This is a genomic window from Capnocytophaga sputigena (assembly GCF_900446695.1).
GTDB lineage: Bacteria > Bacteroidota > Bacteroidia > Flavobacteriales > Flavobacteriaceae > Capnocytophaga > Capnocytophaga sputigena.
The window spans coordinates 117,545-141,465 of sequence record NZ_UAVP01000010.1; the positions used below are offsets into that span (position 1 = coordinate 117,545).

General features: G+C 39.8%; 19 protein-coding genes and 1 pseudogene. 5 read left to right on the forward strand and 15 right to left on the reverse strand.

The genetic code is table 11. The annotated features are described in order from the left end of the window. Positions 1-43 precede the first annotated feature (43 nt). The 3 genes and pseudogenes from DR017_RS11945 to DR017_RS11955 form a co-directional block, all read right to left on the reverse strand. Positions 44-657 (reverse strand): annotated as a pseudogene (locus tag DR017_RS11945) (hypothetical protein). A gap of 54 nt (positions 658-711) precedes the next feature. After that, positions 712-1,785, reverse strand: a complete 1,074-nt coding sequence (locus DR017_RS11950; protein WP_002681084.1) for a HesA/MoeB/ThiF family protein — start codon at positions 1,783-1,785, stop codon at positions 712-714. A 1-nt stretch (position 1,786) separates the two neighbouring features. Further along, the gene (locus tag DR017_RS11955; RefSeq protein WP_002681045.1) at positions 1,787-2,452 is read right to left on the reverse strand and encodes a Crp/Fnr family transcriptional regulator; all 666 of its coding nucleotides are present in this window, start codon (positions 2,450-2,452) and stop codon (positions 1,787-1,789) included. Positions 2,453-2,571: 119 nt separating this feature from the next. On the opposite strand from DR017_RS11955, the gene tsaA reads away from it, so the two are divergent. The 4 genes from tsaA to DR017_RS11975 are packed head-to-tail and all read left to right on the forward strand — an operon-like array spanning position 2,572 to position 5,599. Beyond that, complete coding sequence (gene tsaA, locus DR017_RS11960) at positions 2,572-3,051, forward strand: tRNA (N6-threonylcarbamoyladenosine(37)-N6)-methyltransferase TrmO (protein WP_002681081.1); 480 nt, start codon at positions 2,572-2,574, stop codon at positions 3,049-3,051. After that, positions 3,051-4,073 carry a FecCD family ABC transporter permease gene (locus DR017_RS11965; RefSeq protein ID WP_002681089.1) on the forward strand — a complete coding sequence of 341 codons (1,023 nt, stop codon included), beginning with the start codon at positions 3,051-3,053 and terminating at the stop codon, positions 4,071-4,073. Before tsaA ends, DR017_RS11965 begins: the two co-directional genes overlap by 1 nt. Continuing rightward, complete coding sequence (locus DR017_RS11970; RefSeq protein ID WP_002681025.1) at positions 4,064-4,834, forward strand: ABC transporter ATP-binding protein; 771 nt, start codon at positions 4,064-4,066, stop codon at positions 4,832-4,834. The genes DR017_RS11965 and DR017_RS11970 overlap by 10 nt, the downstream gene beginning before the upstream one ends. 12 nt (positions 4,835-4,846) lie before the next feature. Then, a complete protein-coding gene (locus DR017_RS11975) occupies positions 4,847-5,599 on the forward strand; it encodes an SAM-dependent methyltransferase (RefSeq protein ID WP_002681009.1) in 753 nt (250 codons plus the stop codon). Positions 5,600-5,607: 8 nt separating this feature from the next. Here the strand turns inward: DR017_RS11975 and DR017_RS11980 are convergent, their stop codons facing one another. The 12 genes from DR017_RS11980 to DR017_RS12030 form a co-directional block, all read right to left on the reverse strand. Further along, a complete protein-coding gene (locus DR017_RS11980; protein ID WP_002681100.1) occupies positions 5,608-6,228 on the reverse strand; it encodes an ATP-binding cassette domain-containing protein in 621 nt (206 codons plus the stop codon). Continuing rightward, entirely contained in the window at positions 6,228-6,896 is a 669-nt protein-coding gene (modB, locus tag DR017_RS11985; RefSeq protein ID WP_002680988.1) for a molybdate ABC transporter permease subunit, read from the reverse strand. Before modB ends, DR017_RS11980 begins: the two co-directional genes overlap by 1 nt. Beyond that, the gene (modA, locus tag DR017_RS11990; RefSeq protein WP_002681077.1) at positions 6,896-7,657 is read right to left on the reverse strand and encodes a molybdate ABC transporter substrate-binding protein; all 762 of its coding nucleotides are present in this window, start codon (positions 7,655-7,657) and stop codon (positions 6,896-6,898) included. The genes modB and modA overlap by 1 nt, the downstream gene beginning before the upstream one ends. A gap of 54 nt (positions 7,658-7,711) precedes the next feature. Further along, positions 7,712-8,704, reverse strand: coding sequence for a GTP 3',8-cyclase MoaA (gene moaA, locus DR017_RS11995; RefSeq protein ID WP_002681002.1), 993 nt, complete (start codon positions 8,702-8,704; stop codon positions 7,712-7,714). Then, positions 8,694-8,993, reverse strand: coding sequence for a hypothetical protein (locus DR017_RS12000; protein WP_040361641.1), 300 nt, complete (start codon positions 8,991-8,993; stop codon positions 8,694-8,696). Before DR017_RS12000 ends, moaA begins: the two co-directional genes overlap by 11 nt. 28 nt (positions 8,994-9,021) lie before the next feature. Then, positions 9,022-9,552, reverse strand: a complete 531-nt coding sequence (locus tag DR017_RS12005; RefSeq protein WP_002681062.1) for a QcrA and Rieske domain-containing protein — start codon at positions 9,550-9,552, stop codon at positions 9,022-9,024. 23 nt (positions 9,553-9,575) lie between these two features. After that, complete coding sequence (locus DR017_RS12010) at positions 9,576-10,151, reverse strand: 4Fe-4S dicluster domain-containing protein (RefSeq protein ID WP_002681026.1); 576 nt, start codon at positions 10,149-10,151, stop codon at positions 9,576-9,578. 43 nt (positions 10,152-10,194) lie between these two features. Then, positions 10,195-10,359 carry a hypothetical protein gene (locus DR017_RS14410; protein ID WP_232501559.1) on the reverse strand — a complete coding sequence of 55 codons (165 nt, stop codon included), beginning with the start codon at positions 10,357-10,359 and terminating at the stop codon, positions 10,195-10,197. 27 nt (positions 10,360-10,386) lie between these two features. Next, the gene (locus DR017_RS12015) at positions 10,387-12,462 is read right to left on the reverse strand and encodes a molybdopterin oxidoreductase family protein (protein ID WP_232501558.1); all 2,076 of its coding nucleotides are present in this window, start codon (positions 12,460-12,462) and stop codon (positions 10,387-10,389) included. A 41-nt stretch (positions 12,463-12,503) separates the two neighbouring features. After that, entirely contained in the window at positions 12,504-13,559 is a 1,056-nt protein-coding gene (locus DR017_RS12020) for a hypothetical protein (RefSeq protein WP_040361639.1), read from the reverse strand. Positions 13,560-13,703: 144 nt separating this feature from the next. After that, the gene (locus DR017_RS12025; RefSeq protein WP_040361637.1) at positions 13,704-15,029 is read right to left on the reverse strand and encodes an MFS transporter; all 1,326 of its coding nucleotides are present in this window, start codon (positions 15,027-15,029) and stop codon (positions 13,704-13,706) included. A 48-nt stretch (positions 15,030-15,077) separates the two neighbouring features. Further along, positions 15,078-16,556 (reverse strand): MFS transporter, encoded by a 1,479-nt coding sequence (locus tag DR017_RS12030; protein ID WP_002681027.1) that lies wholly within the window; start codon positions 16,554-16,556, stop codon positions 15,078-15,080. A gap of 254 nt (positions 16,557-16,810) precedes the next feature. Here DR017_RS12030 and sov point away from each other — a divergent pair, with 254 nt between their 5' ends. Next, positions 16,811-23,881: a T9SS outer membrane translocon Sov/SprA gene (gene sov / locus DR017_RS12035; protein WP_002681039.1), complete on the forward strand. Its 7,071-nt coding sequence runs from the start codon at positions 16,811-16,813 to the stop codon at positions 23,879-23,881. Positions 23,882-23,921: the final 40 nt, after the last annotated feature.

Below are 23,921 nucleotides of genomic sequence, written 5' to 3' on the forward strand. Positions count from 1 at the left end.
TACGAAAATCCTTCGTGGATTAAATATTTTTTGAGGTGTCTATTTAGCTACATACTAATTGACTTTGGGAAACGGGAGAACGCTCTACAATTCTTTTCATTAATTTGTTAAAGATAGTCTCTTTGCTCTGTGAGTGATTGATTCTAAAACTGTATTCCGCTAAATAGCGGTCTATGTTAAATTCTGAAACCCAAGAATATATACCTCGTATCCAAGACTTTTCTTGGTGTATTTCCTTCCTCTTTTCCTCCTATGGTAAATTCATCAACCTAAACGCTATCATTCATTTTGTTTCATAGCTTCACGGACTTTTTGCATAAAATAATGTGCTGTTTGTCGACTAATTTCATAACGGCGAGCAACTTGTGAGGCTGATAACCCTTTAGTTGTAGTTGTCATTTCAAAACATATAAAAAATGCTTTACGTAACCCAAATTTTAGTCTATGAAATAGTGTTCCAGCTGTAGGACTTTCTGTATCTCCACAGATATTACAAGTACGTGAAAGATCTTTGCGAACTTGGTATTTTGTATGTCCACATTTACGGCAACAATACCCTTTTTCCCACTTTAAAGAAGCTAGATATTCTTCGCAATCTAAGTCTGTTTTAAAGCGTTCAGTAAACTCTAAGGGGCTTTGTCCCTTAAATAATTCCATAATACATTAATTTTCAGAGTGCAAATATATGAAAATACTTTGATACTTTAATTTTTATTTTACTAAAGAAGAAAACCCAAGTTTAAAACTCTTCAAATCTTTCTCAGCCAATACTTCTTTGGCAAAACGGAGCGCCTTCATACTGCGTACGCCCGCTACACACACAAAGCAAATATGGTCGTATGTTTTCAGTTGCTCCCATTGCGTAGGAAGTTCAGAAAGAGGCAATTCCAATGCCTTAAACAAGTTGATTTTAGGCATTTCATCAGCTTCGCGCACATCTACTAACACACTGTTTTCTTGTGCCAAAAACGCTTGCAAATCCTCTACGCTGTGAAGTTCTTCGCCTTCTGTTTGATGACAAAAAGCAGGATAGTTATACCCCTCTACTTCTTTAGGGGTTTGTGGGGATGAAGTATTCATTTTACAATATTTGATTTTAGTAAGTTGATAAGTTTGTGTATTGAATAACAGAAGGGTATGCACAAGGCAATCATCTACCTTGCCTAAGAGCAGTTTCAGTACCTCATTGGCTTGCAAATGCCCTATCATCGATGAAACGGTGGGTAAGATACCCGCCTCATTGCACGTCGGTACTTCCTCAGGTTGCGGTGGGGTAGGGAAGAGGTCGCGGTAAGTAGTCGTATAACCATCTTTCTTAACGTTGAACACACTCACCTGCCCTTCGTAGTGATACAGCGCTCCATATACTAAGGGGGTACCCATAATAGCACAAGCGTCCGATAGCAGATAGCGCACTGTAAAATTGTCAGTGCAATCCACCACTATATCATAGCCATCGATAATAGCAAATACATTCTGAGTGCTAAGGCTATAAGGATATGTTCTGAAAATAGTGTCACTGTTGCGCGCTTGCAGTCGCTCTACAGCAACTGCTGTTTTCAGTTGTTGCACATCTTTTTCGGCAAACAGAAACTGGCGGTGCAAGTTGTGAAGCTCCACCTTGTCAAAATCTACCAAACCCAGCGTGCCTATCCCCGCCGAGCAAAGCAGTTCCAGCACAGGGCAACCCAAGCCTCCTACCCCTACAACCAACACTCTGGCGCGGTGTAATTTAGCTTGGTTCTCACTTCCAATGAGTTGTATTTGTCGAGTATAACGCGTCATTCTATCCGTGTATTTTCTTTAAAAGGTTGCGGTTGGCAATCCTGATGTGTTTGCCTTTGAGTTCTACAATGCCATCTTTGGCAAAATCAGAAAGGGTGCGAATAAGCGACTCGGTAGCGGTGCCCACCAAGTTAGCAATTTCTTCACGCACCAAAGGAGAAGCAATATAACCTTGCGCATCAGTGCCAAAAGTGTTTTCTAACAAACATAAGGTTTCGGCTAAACGCTGTTTCACACGCTTATGCACCATATCCACTATTTGATTATCCGATTTTCTCAACTCATCACTCACTATTTTAGCAAGTTCCATTACAAAAGAGGGGTTTTCGCTAAATGCAGAGAGAATGTATTCTTTTGGGATTATATAGTATTGTACATCGGTGAGAGCAGTAGCCATCAGGTTAGTAGTATTTTGGCTCATTACGCTGCGCAGCCCGAGAAGTTCTCCTTTTTTCGTCAATCGGATGATGTGATTTTTGCCTGTTGGGCTCAATTTACTCGTTTTACAAACGCCTTCTATTAAGTAAAACACACCTTTTATATGCTCATTTTCTTTAAAAATCACACTGCCTTTAGGAGCTTGTAGAGGAGTATCATCAATTATTTTATCTAATAGTAATCGTTTTACATATTTGGTAATACTTCCTTGAAGCACTACATCATTCATAGTTATTGCTTTATTCACGGCACAAATGTACGAAAAAAAACGAACTCTATATTATATTTTAGAAAATTCGTTATGTTTTTTTTGACAAAACTATTATCTTTGCACTTTATTTTTTACTTATGAACATTACAATCACTCCTATAGGGTATCTTGAAACACCTTTTGAAGCAGTTGCCAATATGCCTATACAGCCTTCAGTAGTAGCTCATACGCAAGGGAAAGCTATTATTTATGAGGAATTTGCGAAAGGATTAAAAGATTTAGAAGGCTTCTCACATATCATTCTTCTCTTTTTGCTTCACAAGGTAGAGGGCTATGCGCTGGAGGTAGTGCCCTTTATGGATACTGTATCTCACGGAGTTTTTGCAACGCGTTCGCCTAAACGCCCTAACCGCATTGGTATGTCAATTGTTAATTTAGAACGTATTGAAGGGAATACGATTTATTTTTGCGGAGTAGATATGCTCAATGGAAGTCCGTTATTGGATATCAAACCCTATTATTCTTATTTTGATGATCGTACAGAAGTGCGCAATGGCTGGTTAGAGGGCAAAAAGTTCACTTCTGAAATTCTAAAATCAGACAATAGATTTGAATAATGATTTTAAAAACATTACATAAACGCAACGCTCTGTTGGTCATTCAGTTATTATGCCTGATAGGGCTTTGCTTGATAGCGCTGAGTGTAGGGCGATATCCTCTGCCTATTGGCGACATTATAAAATTTATCTTCTCTAAAGCAGCCGTTGATGAACACACCGCTTTGCTACTTTTAGAAGTGCGCTTACCGCGTGTGCTGGGGGCTGTATTGGTAGGTGGCGCCTTGGCAGTATCAGGGGTAGCCTATCAAGGAATGTTCAAAAACCCACTGATTAGTCCCGATATATTAGGAGTGAGTTCAGGAGCAGGATTTGGAGCCTCAGTAGCCATACTCTTTTCGCTAAGTATGCTGGGCATACAGCTTTCGGCTTTTGCATTTGGTTTAACCGCTGTATTCATAGCTTTAGCCTTGAGCCGAAGTATCAGCAAGTTGCACAACCAAACACTGGTACTCTTGCTTTCGGGTATTATCACAGGCTCTATGTTTGGGGCTTTTATCTCGCTAACCAAATACCTTGCCGATGCCGAATACAAACTCCCCGATATCACTTTTTGGCTGATGGGAAGTCTTACCAATATCACCAATGAACAAATAATGATAGTCGCCCCTATCGTGCTATTGGCTATCATTCCGCTTTACCTCTCGTCGTGGAAACTGAATGTGCTGTCGTTTGGTGAAGATGAAGCCAGCAGTATGGGGGTGCAAGTATCGCGATTGCGATTTATTGTTATTTTATCGGCGACATTGCTCACCGCTACCGTAGTTTCAATCACGGGACTCATAGGCTGGATAGGGCTGGTAGTGCCTCATATTGCGCGTTTTCTCATAGGCTCGGATAACCGCTGGTTGCTACCATCGGCATTTATTTTAGGAGGAATGTTCTTACTGCTCATCGACCTACTCTCACGCACTATTTCAGCCTTAGAAATCCCCTTGGGCATCATTGCCTCTATCATAGGAGCTCCTATCTTTTTCTTTGTGTTAAAATCGGTAAAAAGCAAACGCAACTTATGGGAATAATCACTAATAATCTAACGATAGGCTACCAAAACCCAGTGCTCAGCGATGTAAATCTATCGGTGAACAAAGGAGAAATACTGTGCGTATTGGGCAAAAATGGTTCAGGAAAAACAACCCTTTTCAAAACCTTATTAGGACTTTTGCCGAAGTTATCTGGAGAGATATTATTGGACGACCAACCTTTTGATTTCAGCAAAAAACAAGAAAATGCTAAGAAAATAGCCTATATTCCCCAAGCGCGGAAGATTGACTTTAGTTTTACCGCCTTTGAAGTGGTGCTCTTTGGGCGTACGCCACACTTGCCCTATTTTGGATTTCCCTCTAAAAAAGATAAAGAAATTGCTACTGAAACAATGGCTCAAATAGGTATTCTATCGCTGAAAGACAAAGTGTTTTCGCAGATGAGTGGTGGGGAACAACAGCTCACCATTATCGCACGCGCCCTCACACAAGAACCTGAGTATATCGTGATGGATGAGCCTACTTCGGCACTTGATTTTGGTAACCAAATAAAAGTAATTCAGCAGATTAAATCATTGCAGAACAAACATATAGGCATTGTGCTCTCTACTCACAACCCCGACCACGTTTTTTTGTGCAATTCTAAGGTTACGGTAGTGAAAAACGGAAGACTTGCTGTAACGGGCACTCCTGAGGAGGTGATGAGTGAAGCACTTTTGAAAAGTCTTTATGATATAGATATGAAAATCATTGATATAGAGGGGCGCAAAGTGTGTTTCCCCTATACTTTAAACCATTAAAATATTGAAAAAATGAAATACCCTATTACAATTATCGGTATGGGACCAGGCAACCCACAACTACTTACTTTGGCAGCTAAAAAAGCCCTTGATGAGGCTGATGTCATCCTGTTTGATTGTATGCCCGACGACAGTTTGCTAAAAGAATTTAACTTCAAAGCTGAAATTAAAGCTATTGATAAGAAGATAGATCCCACAGCAATGCTCAATGAAATGAAAAAGCATTATGATATGGGGAAGAAAGTATGTCGCTTAAAACCTGGTGATGCCCTGATGTTCAACGGAGGAGGAAAAGAAGCGCGTGCCTTAAAAGCTAATGGAATTGACTTTGTTATGATACCAGGGATTACAGCATCGTGTGCTGCTATTAATATTTTTGCGATACCTACTACCGAAATGGAAGAAAGTGATGTATCGGTAAATTTTGTGTATCACAACAATGAGAAGAATCATCAACTGCTGAAAGAATTGGCAAATACCTTGAAATACGGTAGTACCATTCACATCTACTTTGCCAACACCGATTGTATAGCCGAAATAGTAACAATTATCACATCGGCAGGAGTTTCAGCAGATATGCCTGTAGCTGTAACCTCACGCATTTCGGCAAAAGATCAAACCTCAGTAATGACTACTCTGGCAAAAGTAGAACAAACACTTCGCGCTATAGATATGAAGCGCCCTATGCTTTTCACTGTAGGACAATACGTAGAAATCCTCTCAAAAAAACAGATTATTCCTTTAGATATTCCTCTTAAAGTTTAGGAAGATGTTTATAATGTTATAATAGTATCGGCTTCTGCCTGAAAATCTTCAGGTTGATGACTGATAACAAACACGGTGCTTTGGGTCTCTTTGTGGAAATTGAGAATTTCTTGTTTCATCAGGGCTTTCATTGTAGCATCTACCGATGAGAGAGGTTCATCAAGCAAAGTAATGGAAGCCTTTTGAGCCAAAGTACGCGCTAAAGCCACCCGTTGTTGCTGTCCCCCCGATAGTTGTGTTACTTTTCGGTCTTTGAGAGTCGTTATTTGAAAAGCGTCTAACAAGCGGGTGATATAAGTAGGGTCTTTTTCTTTTTGGGCAAAGGCGATGTTTTCCCAAACAGTCATATTAGGGAAGAGCGCATAATCTTGAAACATTAGGGCAATATCGCGCTGTTGAGGTGGCAGATTGATGTCTTTTTCAGTGCGTAGTAATATTTTATCACCTATGCGGAGGTAGCCGTAATCGGGTTTTACCAATCCTGCCAAGATACGAAAAAAAGTAGTTTTACCTATCCCTGAAGCTCCCGATAAGAATACTAAATCGCCTTCGTGAAACGTTTTTTGTATCAATAAATCGGTGATGCCGTTGGAAGTGTAGAGTGTATGAGATATATCAATTGTAATCATTAGAAGAGTGTTTTCTTTTTATTGATGCTGAAAATAATCATCAGCAAGATAAACGAAATAGCAAATAGTATTAGAGCATATTGGTTAGCAAGATCATAATTGAGAGCTTGCACTTGGTCGTAGAGTTCGATAGAAGCTACTTTAGTTTCGTGAGGAATGCTACCGCCAATCATCAGTACAATGCCAAACTCGCCAATACAATGGGCAAAGGTGAGAGCTAACCCTGTGATGATAGAAGGTTTGATATTAGGTAATAACACTCGCCAGAAGGTTGTCCATCGGCTTTTGCCTAAGGTGTAAGCCGCCTCTTTGAAACTTTTGGGTAAAGCAGAGAAGCCGTTTTGCAGAGGCTGAATCATAAAAGGTAGATTGGCGATGATACTAGCTATTACAATCCCCTCGAAAGTGAAAGCGAGTTGAATATTAAAGGTTTCGTTTAAAAACTTTCCAAACCCTCGTGTAGGGCTGATGAGCAATAGAAAATAATAACCTAATACGGTAGGTGGGAGCACCATAGGCATACATACCAAAGCCTCGAATATCACTTTCCCCTTAAACTTGCTATAAGCTAACCAATAAGCGATAGGCAAACTAAAAACGAATAAAACGGCAGTAGTGATTACTGCCATTTTACCCGTTAGTAATAAGGTTTTTACAAATTCTTCCATTATTTTAATTCGTAACCGTGTTTTTTCCAAATAGGTTTTGCTTTGTCACTTAGCAAATAATCTAAAAAGGCTTGTGCAAGAACTGTATTTTTATTTTTGATGACTACCCCTGCTTGTGCAATAGGGGCGCATTCTTCATTATTTAGCACATAATAATTACCTTGCTTACCTTTCATTTCAGGCGCTAAAATAGTAGAAAGCGCTACAAATCCCACTTGGGCATTGCCCGTAGAGACAAAATGTGCTGTTTGATTGATATTCTCGCCCCATACTATTTTAGATTCGATATTTTTGTATAAACCTAATTTTTGCAAGGTTTCTACCGCATTTTTGCCGTAAGGAGCTAATTTAGGATTTGCAATGGCTATACGGGTTACTTTGGGATTCTCTAAAGTAGCTTTAATCCCTTTTTTTACATTGAGAGTCATACTCCAAAAAGCAACTTTGCCATAGCAATACACCACCGATTTGCCGTGACCAAAACCTTGATTGATTACTTCTTCAGGAAAATTAGTATTAGCCGCTAAAAAGAGGTCAAAGTTAGCGCCATTCACTATTTGTTGAGTAAGTGTACCCGAGGCACCAAAAACGATATCTATTTGGGTGCCTTTGTGTGATTTTACGTATTGTTGTTTCAGTTCTTCTAATACGTAACGCAAATTAGCTGCGGCGGCTACCGTAATTTTATCGGCAGCAAATGAGTGCGTATGAACGAATAACAATAATAGTAGTGTGGAAAGTGTTTTAAAAAGATGTTTCATATCAGAGTGGTTTTTACGTTATGTATAAAAAAGCATTTCGTTAATCAAAAAAAATCAGCCTCCTATTTTTATCATACTGCGGTTGATAATTTTACTGTTATCAACAGTATTCATCTCAGTAAACTGACCACCTTTTTCTTTGTGCTTGCGCCATACGCCTTCTTTTATAAGGTTGCCTATATCTTCACCTGCTCTATAAAGACTCAGTAAATCAAATTCTTCCGCACCAAAGAGGCAGTTTTTCATCTTGCCATCAGAAGTGAGCCTTATGCGATTGCAACCACCGCAAAAAGCGTTGCTCATTGTAGTGATAAAGCCAAAACAGCCTTTGCTATCCTCGGAGAGTTTGTACTTACGCGATGTATCGTGTTTGTCGTCGTGGAGCTTGATACAAGAGTATTCTCGTTCAATAACCTGAAGCATTTCGTTTATTGGCATCACTTTGCCTTTTTCCCAAGAATTGCCGTAGAAAGGCATAAACTCTATAAAACGCATTTCAATAGGATAGTTGTGAGAGAGCATTGCCAGCGAAAGAAGCTCATCGTCATTCACCCCTTTCATAATCACTGCATTGAGTTTCACTTTAAACCCTAAGCTGATACTCTGCATTATATTGTTCCACACTTGAGGCAATAGGTCGCGTTTAGTAATCTGCTTGAAGCGCTCGCTGTCTAACGAATCAATACTGATGTTTAAGAGTTGTACTTGGTTTTGTTGCAATAGTGAGAAGTATTTGTCTAACAATACCCCATTGGTAGTAACTCCTAAGGAGACCTGAAGGGTTGCTAATTTTTCGATAATTTCAGCAAAATCGTGTCGCACTAAGGGTTCGCCCCCCGTAATGCGAATTTTAGAAATACCGAATTGTTCTGTGAAAATTTTAGAGATGCCAAAGATTTCATCACTACTCATCAGTTTAGAAGAAGAACTACTGCTGAAAGGTTCATCAGGCATACAGTATAAACAACGAAAATTGCAGCTATCCGTTATGGATAGCCGCAAATAGGTATGTTTTCGTCCGAATGAATCGATTAGATTAGTACTCATATTCTTCCTCTTTTTCGTTGCCTTTCAATAGTTTACCCGTTTTGATAAGTGGGATATAGCGGAGGAAGAAGAGCAAGCAAGCAAAAATCACTACTGAACCAATAGCCGACCAAGTAGCAAAAGGCATTACATCAATCTCGGTGTTGTACAAGTACAAGGCTTTGTTGATACTACCAAACAAAAGCCACATTTGTAAGCCTGTGAGCAAAATGTAAATAGCGATAATGAATACTAACATATCATTGACACGTGTGGTCACTTTTGATATGGGTTTCTTTCTGATTGCCATAATTTGTTAATTATTAATTATTAAATACTTAAGAATGTGCTTTGTGATTGATTTGCTTTTCATAAGTGTAATCTTCCACAAATATTTTGTTGTCTTTAATTACCACACCCAATTGAGGTAGTGGGCGTGGTGGAGGACCTTGTAATACCTTACCATCTTTGGCATCAAAAAATCCGTGGTGGCAAGGGCACTCTATCATTTGGTGCTCGTGGTCATAAATCACAGCACAAGATAAGTGAGTACATTTTTGTTCGTACACGCGCCAATCGTTCTCAGCTAAGCGAATGAGCATATAAGGGTTTCTATGATCACCATCAACATAGAATGTTTTTTGTCCGCCTATTGCCAATTCTGAGGTATTGCACACAAAATAATCCTTGATTTGTTTTCTTTTATGAAAAAAGTTGAACACAGGAATAAATACACTTGCTACCGCCATAATACCTGAGAAAAGGGTAATCACTTTCAAAAAGTCACGACGTGCTACATAGCCTGCTTCTGTTTTTGAAATAGGAAAATCAGCTTTCCAATCGGGTATGTTTTTATTTTCGTCTCCCATTGTTTAATGTTGTTTTTTAGAAATTAGAATACTTTTATTTCTTCACTGCCCTTAGGCATCATTAGGTTTACTTTAGTAGTTACTACTTCTTCACCAAAGATAAACTTCTTAATAGGAGTACTATTAGGGCGTTTTTTAGCCACGTTTTCTTTGGTATCGAAAGTGAGCGCACCACTTGGGCAAACAGTAGCACACATAGGTTTTAAACCTACACTGGTACGATCGTAACACATATTGCACTTCATCATCAAAAGCGCATTTTGGTCGGGGATTTGAGGTACCCCAAACGGACAGCTGAGTACGCAGTTCGCACAGCCGATACATTTAGAGACATCAGCGGAGTGCACTATGCCAAATTCATCTTTTACGATAGCATCGGCGGGACACACATTAGCGCAGATAGGGTCATCGCAGTGCATACACACCTGTACAGTGGTTTGCACAGTTTCACGTCTATCTACATAGTGAATATGAATCATTGAGGTTTCTCCATTGGTTTCGCATTCTGCACAAGCCATCTCACAAGAGTGACAGCCTATACAACGCTGCATATCCAAGAAGAACTCCATATCGTTGAATTTCTTAAATTGATCTGCCATTGAATTTTGTTTTTACTCTTTTGTATAGTTTAGATTTACTCTCTTAGTTAGGAATAGGGGTATCGCCTTCAGCGAATAGCACATCACGACTGCGATAAGCGTATTCAGCTGAGTCCTTAGCTTTTTTCTCACCTGTTTTTTCTATTTTGCAGGCACATACTTTGAACTCAGGCATTTTGGAGATAGGGTCAAGCCCTTCAAGTCCCACAGTAAGCTGATTGATAGAGTTTACCCCTCACCAGTGATAAGGTACAAAAATAGAATCTTTGCGGATAGTTTCCACTACATTAGCAGGGAATACAGCTGAGTTACGACGGGTAGTGATACGCACTAAGTCGCCTTCTTCTATGCCGTATTTAGCTGCCAATTCAGGGTGTATTTCCATTAGAGGCTCTGGATAGATATCTACAAGTTTACCGATACGGCGGGTTTGAGTACCACTGAGGTACTGACTTACCACACGCCCTGTAGTGAGCACTACTGGATAATCAGCATCGGGTTCTTCTACTGGTGGTTGATATGGAGTAGGGTTGAAGTGTGCCTTACCGTCATTGGTTTTGAATTTCTTATCTTCCCAAAGGCGTGGTGTACCTGGGTGATCAAGACTTGGGCAGGGCCAGAAAACCCCCATATTTTTTTCTACTTTTTCGTAAGTAATACCGTAGTAATCAGCATACGAACCTTTCGAAATATGGCGAATTTCATTAAATATATCCTCGGAAGTAGGGAAGTTAAACTTATCTTCTTGACCAAGGCGTTTTGCTAATTCTTTAAGAATTTCGATATCGCGTTTGGCTTTTCCTGGAGGGTTTACAGCTCCAGAAATACGTACTACACGTCCTTCTGAAGTAGTGGTAGTACCTTCTTCTTCTTCTTGCAAAGAGCCCGCTAATACGATGTTAGCGTGACGCAATGTTTCTGAGAGGAAGAAATCAATACCTGCATAAAATTCGAGTTTTTCTAAGGCACTTTTTACGTATTTGTTATTAGGTAAAGAGATGATAGGGTTGAAGCAGATAGAGAGTAACCCTTTGATTTCACCTTTGTTGATAGCATCAATAATCTCGTAAGCACTGAGTCCTTTACGCGGTAGTTCTGATTCAGGGATACCCCAGAAATCGGCTACTATCTGGCGGTGTTCAGGGTTTTCGATGTCGCGGTTACCAGGAAGCTGGTCGCACTTGTGTCCGTGCTCACGACCTCCTTGTCCGTTACCTTGCCCTGTGATAGTACCATAGCCACAGTAAGGTTTTCCAATACGACCTGTAGCCAACACTAAGTTGATACAACTCAATACGTTGAGTACCCCTTTGCGGTGTTGCTCAATACCGCGAGCGTGTACGAGGAATGAAGTTTTAGCTTTTCCCCACATCTCAGCAGCCTTGTAGATGAGCTCTTTAGGTACTCCTGTAATTTCTTCACCCCATTCAAGTGTGCAGTGTTCTACTGTTTTAGCAGTTTCTTCCCAGCCAGAGGTATAGTTATCAATAAAATCGTGGTCTAACCAATCGTTGTCAATAAGCACTTTTAGCATAGTGCTCATCAACGCAGTATCGGTACCTGAACGCAACGGAAGGTGTACATCGGCAGTACGAGCTAACGGAATCACACGTGGGTCGATTACTATGATTTTTGCCCCGTTGTCGCGGGCTTCCCATATACGATAAGTAAGTACAGGGAAACATTCGGAGATATTAGCCCCTGTTATAATAATCACTTCAGCGTGAGCGAGGTCTGCCCATGAGTTAGACGATCTGTCCATCCCGAAAGCCTTTTTGTTACCAGCCCCAGCACTTACCATACACAAGCGTCCGTTGTAATCTAAGTTGGCTGTTTTAAGAGCTACACGGGCAAATTTTCCTACCAAATAACTCTTTTCAGTAGAAAGTGATACGCCTGAAAGCATTGCAAAAGCGTTTCTGCCATATTGTTCTTGGATACGCTTGATTTCGCTCACTACAGTGCTATAGGCTTCTTCCCATTCAATGGGTACAAATCCCACGCCTTCTACGCGTTTAATAGGTTGCAATAGGCGGTCGGGGTGGTTGTCTTGCATATAACGTTGAACCCCTTTTGGGCAAAGACGACCCTCATTAAAAGGGAACTCACGCCAAGGTTCAAAACCTACTACTTTTTTATCTTTTACTTTTAGCTTAATGCCGCATTGTAATCCACAAAAACAACAGTGTGTTTTTACAAATTCATCAGCGGTTTGAGAGGCACGTGCTCTAGCGCTCTCTTTGGTCATATAGTGTTTATGAGGTCCCCATTTAGCTATAATTTCATCTACGGATACGGGTAACGTTGCCATAATCTTTTAGTGTTTTCTTTTAAAATTAGTGATATTAGGAATTAACCGAAGAAACTACCCGCTTCTTCACGGGCTTTGAGGTGTGCTTTGGCAAGCATACAGCGTTTGCCTTCAGGGCTGTACTCCAAATAGCTCATTCCCTTTTCGTTTTCTAATTTGAAACCGAGCTCTTTGGTTACTTCTTTAAGATCGTTAATCTGCATTTTGCAAGCGTATTCTTCTTTAGTGTGAGGACAAACTTGCATTCCTTCTTTAGCACCTTCTATGCGGTATACATTTGCCCCTATTTGAGCAGGACGCTGGAAGATATGGAAGAATTTACCAAAAGGAATCCACATTAAAAACATCGCTACAGTGATAGCGTGGGTAATAGCCATAAATTGACTCATTTTTCCTTCTAAAAATGAATAGTCAAACCAAATACCTAAACCGGTTACTGATACAATGATAAGTAGAATAAGTGGCACCCAATCGCGCTCAAACCACTGAGTAGCCATTTGCCCCTCGTCTATGAAACGACGGTGCATCATTATAGCACTACCTATAATAACCATTATAGCTGTCCAAACAAGGATGTGGAAGAGAAATAAAGCTACAATAGTACCGAGTTTGAACTCCATTACGGTGAAGCCCATAAAGTGGGTTTCATACATATCGGTAGTGCCGGGTACTAAGGTGAAGTGCATCCACCCAAAGGTAAGCCCAAAGGTTACTCCAAAGGAGATTAAGCAACCTACAGCTAATAAGAAGTGCCCTACCCAACGCATCTTGCCACGAGGCATAATGAACTTTTGAAGCAGTAAGTTCTTGAACGACAGTTTCCCATAGTTCTTCAACTGAGACCAATAGTTTCTACTGCGCAAAAGCTGCCAAGTGCGTTTCCAATACATTTTGGTAGGAGGGCGTTGCAACCATATCGAGTGACGGTAAGCAATCCCAAAGGTCATACTGATGGTACCAAAAAAGTATATCATCAGGGCGGCATCGTAGTTCTGCAAGTTTACAGAGCCTATCACGGTAATAGCTATTACTCCTAAAGTAGCAATAATAGCATTGCGAAATGCCTTTTTGTTTATTTTAGTAAAAATACGGAACATAAATTTTGTTTTACTCTAGGGGACAAAAATACGACTAAAAAAGTGAATTACAAATATTTCCAGTAATTTAGAATCATTCGTAATTCACTTGTTTTATGTAAGTTATTGTAATATAAGGTTATTACCTCTTTTTTAACAATTTATTTAACTTGGTCTCTCACAACCTTTACGGGTATAGAAGTACCAATTTATCCACGTTGCAATCACGCATAAAGCAAATACACACCAAAAGAAAGGTTCCGAATTACCAAACCAAGCACGTGATTGAGGAATCATTATATTGAAGATAAAAGGACCAAAAGCAGCTACTGCAGCTGTCCATCCTATTACTCCTGCTGATTTACGTGGTGAAGCAGCAAAAATAGTAGGGTATTGCTTGAAAGTAGCAGCATTACCTACTCCTGTAAAGAAGAAAATCACCATAATGATAGTGAAGAACATCGGGAACTGGTCTGCTGAAGTAGGGGTAAGATAACCTCCCAAGATAAGTATAGCAAAGAGAATCGCCATTGCAATACCAGTGATATGGGTGAGGATAGCCCCTCCAAATTTATCAGCTATTTTACCAAAAAGCACACGCATTGCCGAACTAATTAGAGGTCCATAGAAAGCGTAATGCAAAGGCTCGAGAGTATTATCCAAAGGCACATACATATTTTTAATCATCAATGGGAAAGCCGCTGAAAGTCCTGCGAAAATCCCAAAAGTCATAATATAAGTGACAGTGCAATACCAAGTGTGTTTATCACCAAAAATATCCAACTGCTCTTTAAAAGAGGCTTTTACAGGGATACTCTTCAATGATACCCAAGCCCATATACCTACAAGAAATAACGGAATCACATAGATGAAGGCTACGTTCTCTAAAAAGATAGTTTTGCCAGTTGCTATCACTGTTTCTCCTCCTCCTAAGAAGGAAAAAATACTAAGGCTGATGACGATAGGAGAAAGCAATTGTACCAAACTCACCCCAAAGTTTCCTACCCCTGCTTGAATACCTAAAGCGGTACCTGATAGGCGTTTAGGGAAAAATAAAGAAGTAGAAGGCATGTAGGATGAGAAGTCACCACCTCCTATACCGAGCAAGAATCCTATTAGCATAAAATAGCTATAAGATGATGAAGGATCCATTACGGCAAAACCTAACATCAATAAAGGGATAATCTTTAATAAAGCACTGATAGATACTACTTTTTGTGTTCCGAAGATAGGAATCAAGAAAGTGTTGAGGATACGCAAAAGCCCTCCTGCTAAACCAGGCATCGCTGCCAACCAAAACAATTGGTCATCAGTGAAATGAAACCCAATTTTAGGTAATTGTACCACTACGGCACTGTATAGAAACCAGCACGCAAACGACATTGTAAGCGCGATAGTAGTAATTGTAAGCGTTCTATTCGCTATTTTTTTTCCTGTGGAATGCCAAAACTGTTCGTTTTCAGGCTCCCATTGTGATAACCATTTACTCATTTTTATTAATTTGTCAATTTGTTGATTTGTCAATTAGTCAATTGCTAATTATTCAATTTTATCTCGCAACTCTGGGGCTGCTTTTTTGTTTAGTTTATTGATAGTGCGGTGCATCCAGTAGAGACAGACAGCAGAAGTGAGGAATACAAAAATCCAAGAGCTTGTCCATAAACCTGTAAAGTCAAGAAGATACCCAAAGAGGATAGGTCCTATAAAACCTCCTAATCCACCGATGAGTCCTACCATACCTCCTACAATACCTACTTCATTAGGAAAATATTCAGGAATGTATTTGTATACCGCTGCTTTTCCAATACCCCACATAATACCAATGAGGATTACCAAAATAGTATATACCCACAAGTGTGCTTCAAATTTAATGAGCGTTTGTCCTTGGGCAAGCACTTCTTTTTTCTTCACTTGTTGGTTCTCTTTCACGAGGGCTTCTTGCCACGAATAACTTTTTGGGAAAATGTAGTTACCATCTTTAATTTCAGGTTTTTCTGTAAGTTGTATCACTTCACCTGTAGCAAGGGTAATAGCATTTTCTTCTACTTTTTCAACAGTAGTATTTTTCTTGGCTGCTACTCCTTTTCCTGGAGTAAGAATTTCCATTTTAGGCAACATCAAGAGCCCTCCTATGATAAGAGAAGAAAGTAATACCCAGTGCATTACGGCACGCGCACCAAATTTATCGGATAAGTAACCTCCAAGTGCTCTAATCACCCCACTGGGCAAGCTAAAGGCTGAAGCAAGCATACCTCCTAATATCAAGGTTGTGCTGTATACGTTGATATAGTAAGGTAATAGCCATTGTGAGAAGGCTACAAACAAACCGAATACTAAGAAATAGTACAACCCAAAACGCCATACACGAGTAGATTTGAGCGGAGTGATCATTTCGTGCATTGATTTAGGTGCTTGTGCAGCTTTTTTATTTTTGGTAAAGAACAAAAATATCAAGCCCATTAATAAAATTACACACCCGTAGATTATAGGTAGCCAACGCCATCCATCTAAGTTCTCATTGTTGTTAGTGAGCCATTTAAGTAGGGTAGGTGCTAAAAAAGTAGTAAGAGCTGCCCCTGCATTTCCCATACCGAAAATACCGAGTGCACGACCTTGCCAGTTTTTAGGATACCATACTGAGGTAAAAGCAATCCCTACAGCAAAACCTGTTCCCACCATACCAAAAAGAATACTCAAAATGAAGTACATCCAATATGAATTTACGAAGTACATCAAGAAGAATGGGATAGCACAGAAGATAAGCAATGTACTAAATACGGGTTTCCCTCCGTATTTATCGGTGAGCATCCCCATCAAAGGGCGGAAGATAGAACCTGAAAGGATAGGCAATCCTAAGAGCCAGCCTGTTTGTACTACACTCCAATTGAAGATACCATTATCTACTAAATAAGTTACCAAAACACCGTTTAGTGTCCAGCAGGCAAAACAAATAGTAAAAGCTAAAGTGTTGAGCGTAAGCACAAAATGCGAAGTACGCAAAGAGGTTGTAGAATTCATTAATAATTAGTTTATTTATAAAAAGATTAAATTAGGCGGCAAATGTAAGTGTTTAAAAGAAAATGAAACTATGATAATTATCAGTTTGCGATAATAAAGTATTTTTTTATACGATTATTAATTCAACAACTTTTATAAAACTTCTTAAAAAGAAAAAATAACAGATTGTTAAAAATGTTAATTATTAATTGGAAATTGTCAATAGTTTTTTATCTTTGCCCCGATTTATATTCTCCTATAATGTATCTCCCATTATGAAATATACTTATACACTATTCATACTACTCTTTTTCAGTGTTTTAACAACTCAAGCTCAAGTAACTCCCACTACTACCGAAGGTACTCAAACCGAGACGACCGTGCGCAATGGCATTGGGCGTGTGGGGTTAGAGCAGCCTAAAAGTATTGTACAACAGTATACATATAACCCTACACTTGATCGTTATGTGTATACCGAACAACTTGGCAAATACGACCTTAAAACACCTATGTTCCTCACTGTAAAGGAATATGAGAACTTGGTGTTGCGTGAGCGTATGAAAGCGTATTATGATGAGAAACTCGCAACTTTGGGTGATACAAGCACAAGTACAATTGATAAAAAAAAGGCACAACGCAATTTGTTGCCTGAATTGTATGTAAATTCCGATTTTTTTGAAAGTATCTTTGGGGGGCGTAATATAGAACTCACACCTCAAGGAAGTGTAGGGGTAGACTTGGGTGTACGCTATACCCGTAATGACAATCCCGTGGTAAGTCCGAGATACCGAAGCTCGTGGGGATTAGATTTTGAACAGCGCATCAGTTTGGGGCTTACTGGAAAAATAGGTACAAGATTAAAACTCAATGCGCAGTATGACACTCAAGCATCTTTTGATTTTCAAAATGTCTTCAAATTAGAGTACTCACCCGATGAAGATGATATTGTACAGAAAGTAGAGTTAGGAAACATCTCTATGCCGATGTCTAACTCACTGATTACTGGTTCACAGAGTCTGTTTGGGGTGAAAACAGAACTGAAGTTTGGGCGTACAACTATTACTGGGGTATTCTCTGAACAGAAATCTGAGCGTAAAACGGTGAGCGCACAAGGTGGTGGTACCATTACCGAATTTGAATTTTCGGCTTTAGACTACGATGAAAACCGTAACTTCTTCTTAGCACAATTCTTCCGTGATAACTACGATCGCGCCTTAGAGAACTATCCTTTTATCAATAGTAAAGTACAAATTACTCGTTTAGAGGTATGGGTTACCAACCGCAATAGCCGTATGGGTAATATTCGCAATATCTTGGCATTGCAAGACTTAGGAGAACCTAAAGAAGTAAATACCCGTTTGAAAGATAAGGCAGGTTCTACCTTTTTCAATGCTACTACAAATAATATGCCTACCAATGCTGCTAATAAATACGACCCTACCCGAATAGGAACATCTAATTCAGTACTTACCAATGCAATTCGCGATGTAGCAACGGTACAACAAGGTTTTGGAACAAATGCTTCGTATGTAAGTCAAGGTTATGACTATGCTATCATTGAAAATGCACGAAAACTTGAAGAAGGAGTTGATTATAAGGTAGATAATAAACTTGGTTATATATCTCTTGTTACAGCTTTGAGCAGTGATGAGGTGTTAGCAGTAGCTTACCAATATACCTATGGTAGCCAAGTGTATCAAGTAGGTGAGTTTGCTAATGATGGTATTTCGGCAACTACTAATCAGATTTATGGTGGCGGTAACAATGCTATTACCAATAATCTTTTAGTATTGAAGATGCTCAAAAGCAATCGTTTGAACGTGAATGACCCTATTTGGGATTTGATGATGAAAAACGTTTATTCGGTAGGGACAGCAAGACTTTCGGCAGAGGATTTTCGTATGAATATATTTTATTCTAATCCGTCGCCTATTAACTATATAGAAAAGGTGGATAATGTAGGTTGGCCTGCGAGTTTAGACGATCGTATTTTGCTCAATCTTTTTAATTTCGACCGCCTCAACAAATACAACGACCCTCAACCAGGGGGTGATGGTTTCTTTGATTACCTACCTGGCATTACTATCGATGAACAATACGGTAAAATCTTCTTTACCAAGGTGGAACCTTTTGGTAGTTTTCTCTACAATACTTTAGGAGGTGGAGCTAACTATGATGATCCTCTTTCTTACAACAGCAATCAGAAAAAATACGTTTATACTTCGCTGTATAAAAACACTAAATCGCAAGCCCAGATGGATGGCGATAAGAATAAATTTGTGATGAAAGGTCGTTACAAAGCCTCCTCACGTCGCGGCATATCCTTAGGGGCTTTCAATGTACCACGTGGCTCAGTAGTAGTAACGGCAGGTGGACGTATACTTGTAGAGGGTATTGATTATTTGGTGGATTACCAATCGGGTACAGTGGAGATTATCAATGCGAGTTTAGAAGCCTCTAATTTGCCCATACAAGTGTCAGTAGAGAACAACCTTATTTTTGGGGGACAGACCACGCGCTATATGGGTGTGAATGTGGAACATAAATTTAATGATAAGTTCGTTGTAAATGGAGCAATTGTAAACTTGCGCGAACGACCTTATACTCAAAAAACAAGCTACGGACAAGAGAGTGTGAATAATACAATTTTTGGGGTAGGAGCTACTTATTCTACTGAGTTACCTTTCCTTACTCGTTGGGTAAATCGTATCCCTACTATCAAAAGTGATGCTCCTTCTAATCTCTCACTGCGTGGTGAGTTTGCTTATTTGAGAGCAAGTACTCCTAAAGCCGATGATTTTGATGGCGAAACAACTGTATATTTAGATGATTTTGAGTCAGCTCAAGCCACTATTGATATACGTTCACCTCTGGCTTGGAAATTAGCAAGTACACCTTTAGAGTTTGGTCCTGGTGGAACAGCTTCACGTACTCTTTACGGAAGCAGTCCTACCGATACTGATAACTTGCGCAATAGTTTTGGTCGTGCTAAATTGGCTTGGTATACTATTGACCCCGTGTTCTATTCTGCTCAAAAACCTTCAGATGTAAATAGCAACGAAATTTCTAAAAATAGTACCCGTCGTATTTTTGTAGAAGAAATCTTCCCTCAACAGCAATTAGCACAAGGGCAATCTTTAGTCCAAACTACGCTGGATTTGGCTTACTATCCTAATGTAAAAGGACCTTATAACAACAGCCCTTCTTTCAATACCGAAAATAAATGGGGAGGTATTATGCGCGGTATGAGTTATTCAGATTTCCAAGAGAGCAATATAGAGTTTTTGCAATTTTGGGTAATGGATCCATATTATTCAGGTGAATATAGTGGTAATGGAGAGTTAGTTTTTAACTTAGGAAATATCTCTGAAGACGTTCTTAAAGACGGTCGCAAGCAATATGAAAATGGCTTACCTGGACTTTCGTCTACCGCTAGCACTAACCAAACCTCTTGGGGTAAAGTCCCTGCCGCTCAATCATTAGTTTATGCATTTGATGAGAATCCTTCTAACCGCGGTTTACAAGATATAGGACTTGACGGACTTACAGATACTGATGAAAGAAATATCTATACGAACAACCTTGCTATTTCGCCTAACGACCCTGCAATGGATAACTACGAATATTTCTTGGCGCGTAGCGGAGGTATCCTCAATCGTTACTATAACTATAATGGTACTCAGGGCAACTCACCCGTAAATAATACCGATAGTAATAGAGGTTCTACAACCATACCTGATCATGAGGATATCAATGGTGATTATACGATGAATACCGCCAATAATTACCTTGAATATCGCGTGCGTATGCACCCTAATATCACTACTTCCGACCCTTATGTAAACGATATTCGTACAGTTTCAATAGAAGCACCTAACGGACAACAAGTATCTGCCCGATGGATACAGTACAAAATACCAATTGCTAGTGGTGCACTATGGCGTGAAGGTTATAGCTTCCCTGTGGGTACTGTTTCTAAAACTGAACAAATCAATATCATCAATTCGATGACGCATATGCGTATGTATCTCACTGGTTTCCAAAATGAGATGCTCTTGCGCTTCGGTACGCTCGATCTCATTCGCGGCGATTGGCGCTACTACAACTATCCACTTAATGAAAGTTTAGGAGTTACTTCGGCTACTACTGTTGAAATCAACTCAGTAAACCTTATTGAGAACGAAAATCGTCAGCCTATTCCTTATCGTATGCCACCAGGGGTACACCGCGAACGTATCAATACCAATAATACTTTGGTGGAACAGAATGAACAAGCCTTGTCCTACATAGTGCGCGATCTTAGAGATCAGGATAGCCGTGCTGTGTATAAAGCCTTGCGTTTTGACTTGCGACAATACAAATATATCAAGATGTTTGTACATGCTGAAGCCCATAAAAACAATGCTTTAACCGATAATCAGGCGGTAGCTTTTATACGAATAGGTACTGATTTCAATAACAACTACTACCAAATAGAAGTCCCCTTACAGGTAACTCCTGCAGGAGCAAGTGCCGATTATCTGATATGGCCTAAAGAAAACGAACTGAATATCCCAATGGAGATACTCACCAAGCTGAAAGCTATCAAGTTAAGGAGTGCTAATGGATTAAGTGATGAAACACATTATGATCATAATTTTAATGTAATCACTAATCCTTATACTACTCCTCACGTAGCAGGGCAAAACCGCTATGTCATCAAAGGAAATCCATCTCTTGGTAGTGTGCGTTCTGTGATGTTAGGGATAAAGAACGCATCGGGTCGTGACCTCAGTGGAGAGTTTTGGTTCAATGAACTTCGTGTTGCCGAATTGGAGAATCGTGGAGGTTGGGCAGCAGTAGGTTCATTAGATGCTAACGCTTCTGAACTGATGAATATCTCGGCTACAGGTCGTATGCACACGGTAGGTTTTGGGGCTGTAGATCAAGCGCCTAACCAGCGTGCACTCGAAAGTACTCGTGAGTACGATGTGATGATGAATATCAATGCAGGTAAACTTTTGCCTCCTAAGTGGAATATGCAAATACCAGTGGGCTTGAATCATTCTCAAAAGCTCTCAACACCAGAGTATGATCCTGTTTATCAAGATATCAGATTGAAAGACCGCTTAGATGTTGCTCAAAATGAAAATGAACGAGAAATTATCAAACGGCAAGCCGAAGATTATACCTTGCGACGCGGTATCAACCTTATTGGGGTGAAGAAAAACTTAGCTGAAGGACAAAAGAACCGCATCTATAATATCGAAAACTTTACTTTCAACTACGCTTATAATGAGAAAAACCACCGTGATTATGAGCTTAGTTATGAAGATGAACAACAAGTGCGTGCAGGCTTTATGTACAACTATACCTTTAAACCTACAACAGTAGAGCCTTTCAAAAAGAGTAGCAAGTTTGCAGGCAAACGTTATTGGCAGTGGTTGGCTGATATGAATCTGAACATCTTGCCTACAAGCATTATGTTTACAGCAGATGTCAATCGTTCGTTTACTAAACAGTTGTTCCGCGATGTGCATTTCGATGGTGTAAATGCAAGTCAGCAACGTGCCTTGCCAGAATTGCAACAACGCAATTATCAAATGAATCACCAATATGCGATTAACTACAATCTCACCAAATCATTGCGCCTCAATTTCAATGCAACTAATAATAGCATTATTCGCAATTACTATAGGTATGATGCCAATGGTGATATATCAGGAGTAGATAGAGAGGTATCGTTGTGGAATAACTTCTGGGATTTAGGAACTCCTGATCACTTCTTCTCTAAATTCCAAGTGAATTACGAGTTGCCTTTTGCGAAGTTCCCTTACTTTGAGTTTATCCGTGCTAATTATACATATTCAGGAGATTTTGATTACCAACGCGGATCACAAACTCTCTTGCAGTTGGCTCGCCAAGAAGTGAATACCTTGCAAAATGGCAATACCCATAACTTTACAGCGAACCTTACTTTCGATCAGCTGTATCGCTATTTGGGTGTAAAAGCGACTCCAAGAGGTGAGAAGGCTAGCGTAGGTAAATCTCTTTTAACGATGATTAAAACCGCTGGTGTGAACTATTCAGTTACTAATGCTCGCACTATTCCAGGTTACACTCAGCAAGTAGGTTTCTTAGGAACTTTCAAACCTTCGGCAGGCTTTATGTTTGGCGACCAAACCGATTTGCGTTACGAAATGGCTAAACGAGGTCAGCTTACTGAATTTGCTGATTTCAACGACCAATATATCAGATCACAAGAAAAACAACTCTTGATCACCGCTAATTTGCAACCTATCCCCGATTTGCAAATCAACTTAAAGGCTAATAGGCAATTTACAGAAAACTATACCGAAACCTTTGAGGTGCGCAATTTTGTATACAACAAATTAGTAGGCAATCAGGTAGGTAGTTTTAATATTTCTACTAACCTTATTGCAACGGCTTTCAATAAAATAGACGAATACAACTCAGCTGCCTTTGAACGTTTTAAAGACAACCGACTCACCGTAGCGCGCCGTTTAGCTGAGGCTCGCGGCTTGAATCCTTCATCAGTAGATGCCGAGGGTTATCCTATAGGATACAGCAAAAAAAGTCAGGCGGTGATGATTCCAGCGTTCTTTGCGGCTTATTCAGGTGGTAATGCCAGTGGAGTGTCTCTTGATGCGTTCAAAAATATTCCTATCCCTGAATGGAATGTGCGTTATACAGGCTTGATGCGTATTGAGTTTATTAAAAATACTTTCCGCCGTTTCTCATTGGCACACGGCTATCGCGCGAGCTATTCACTTAGTGAGTTCCGCACCAATTTGGAATATGAACCTGCAAATCCTAATAAAACGAATGTAGCAGGCGATTTTCTAAATGAGAAATTGTATTCTACGGTTACCCTTGCTGAGCAGTTCAATCCGCTTATCCGTGCCGATATGGAACTTAAAAACTCTATGAGTCTCTTGGCAGAGTTCAACCGCGATCGCACCATTTCTATCAGTTTAGACAATGATTATCTTACCGAAATCCTCAAACGAGAATATAAATTTGGATTAGGATATCGATTTAAAAACTTGACTTTTGTAACTCGAGTGAACGGTAATCTCACTACGCTGAAGAGTGATTTGGTGCTCAAAGGTACGCTTTCTTACCTCAATGAGTTTACCGTAATACGTAATATGGAGATATTCAACAACCAAGTAACTGCAGGACAAACCTCTTGGTTAGGTAACCTTACCGCCGAGTATGCCCTTAGTCGTAACCTCTTGGCATCGTATTATTTCCAATACAATTTCTCTAAATCGGCTATTTCTACAGCCTTCCCTATGACCACTATCCGTACAGGACTTTCAGTGAAATATACCTTTCAATAACCCCTGAAACCTGATACCTGACACCTGGCACCTGGCACCT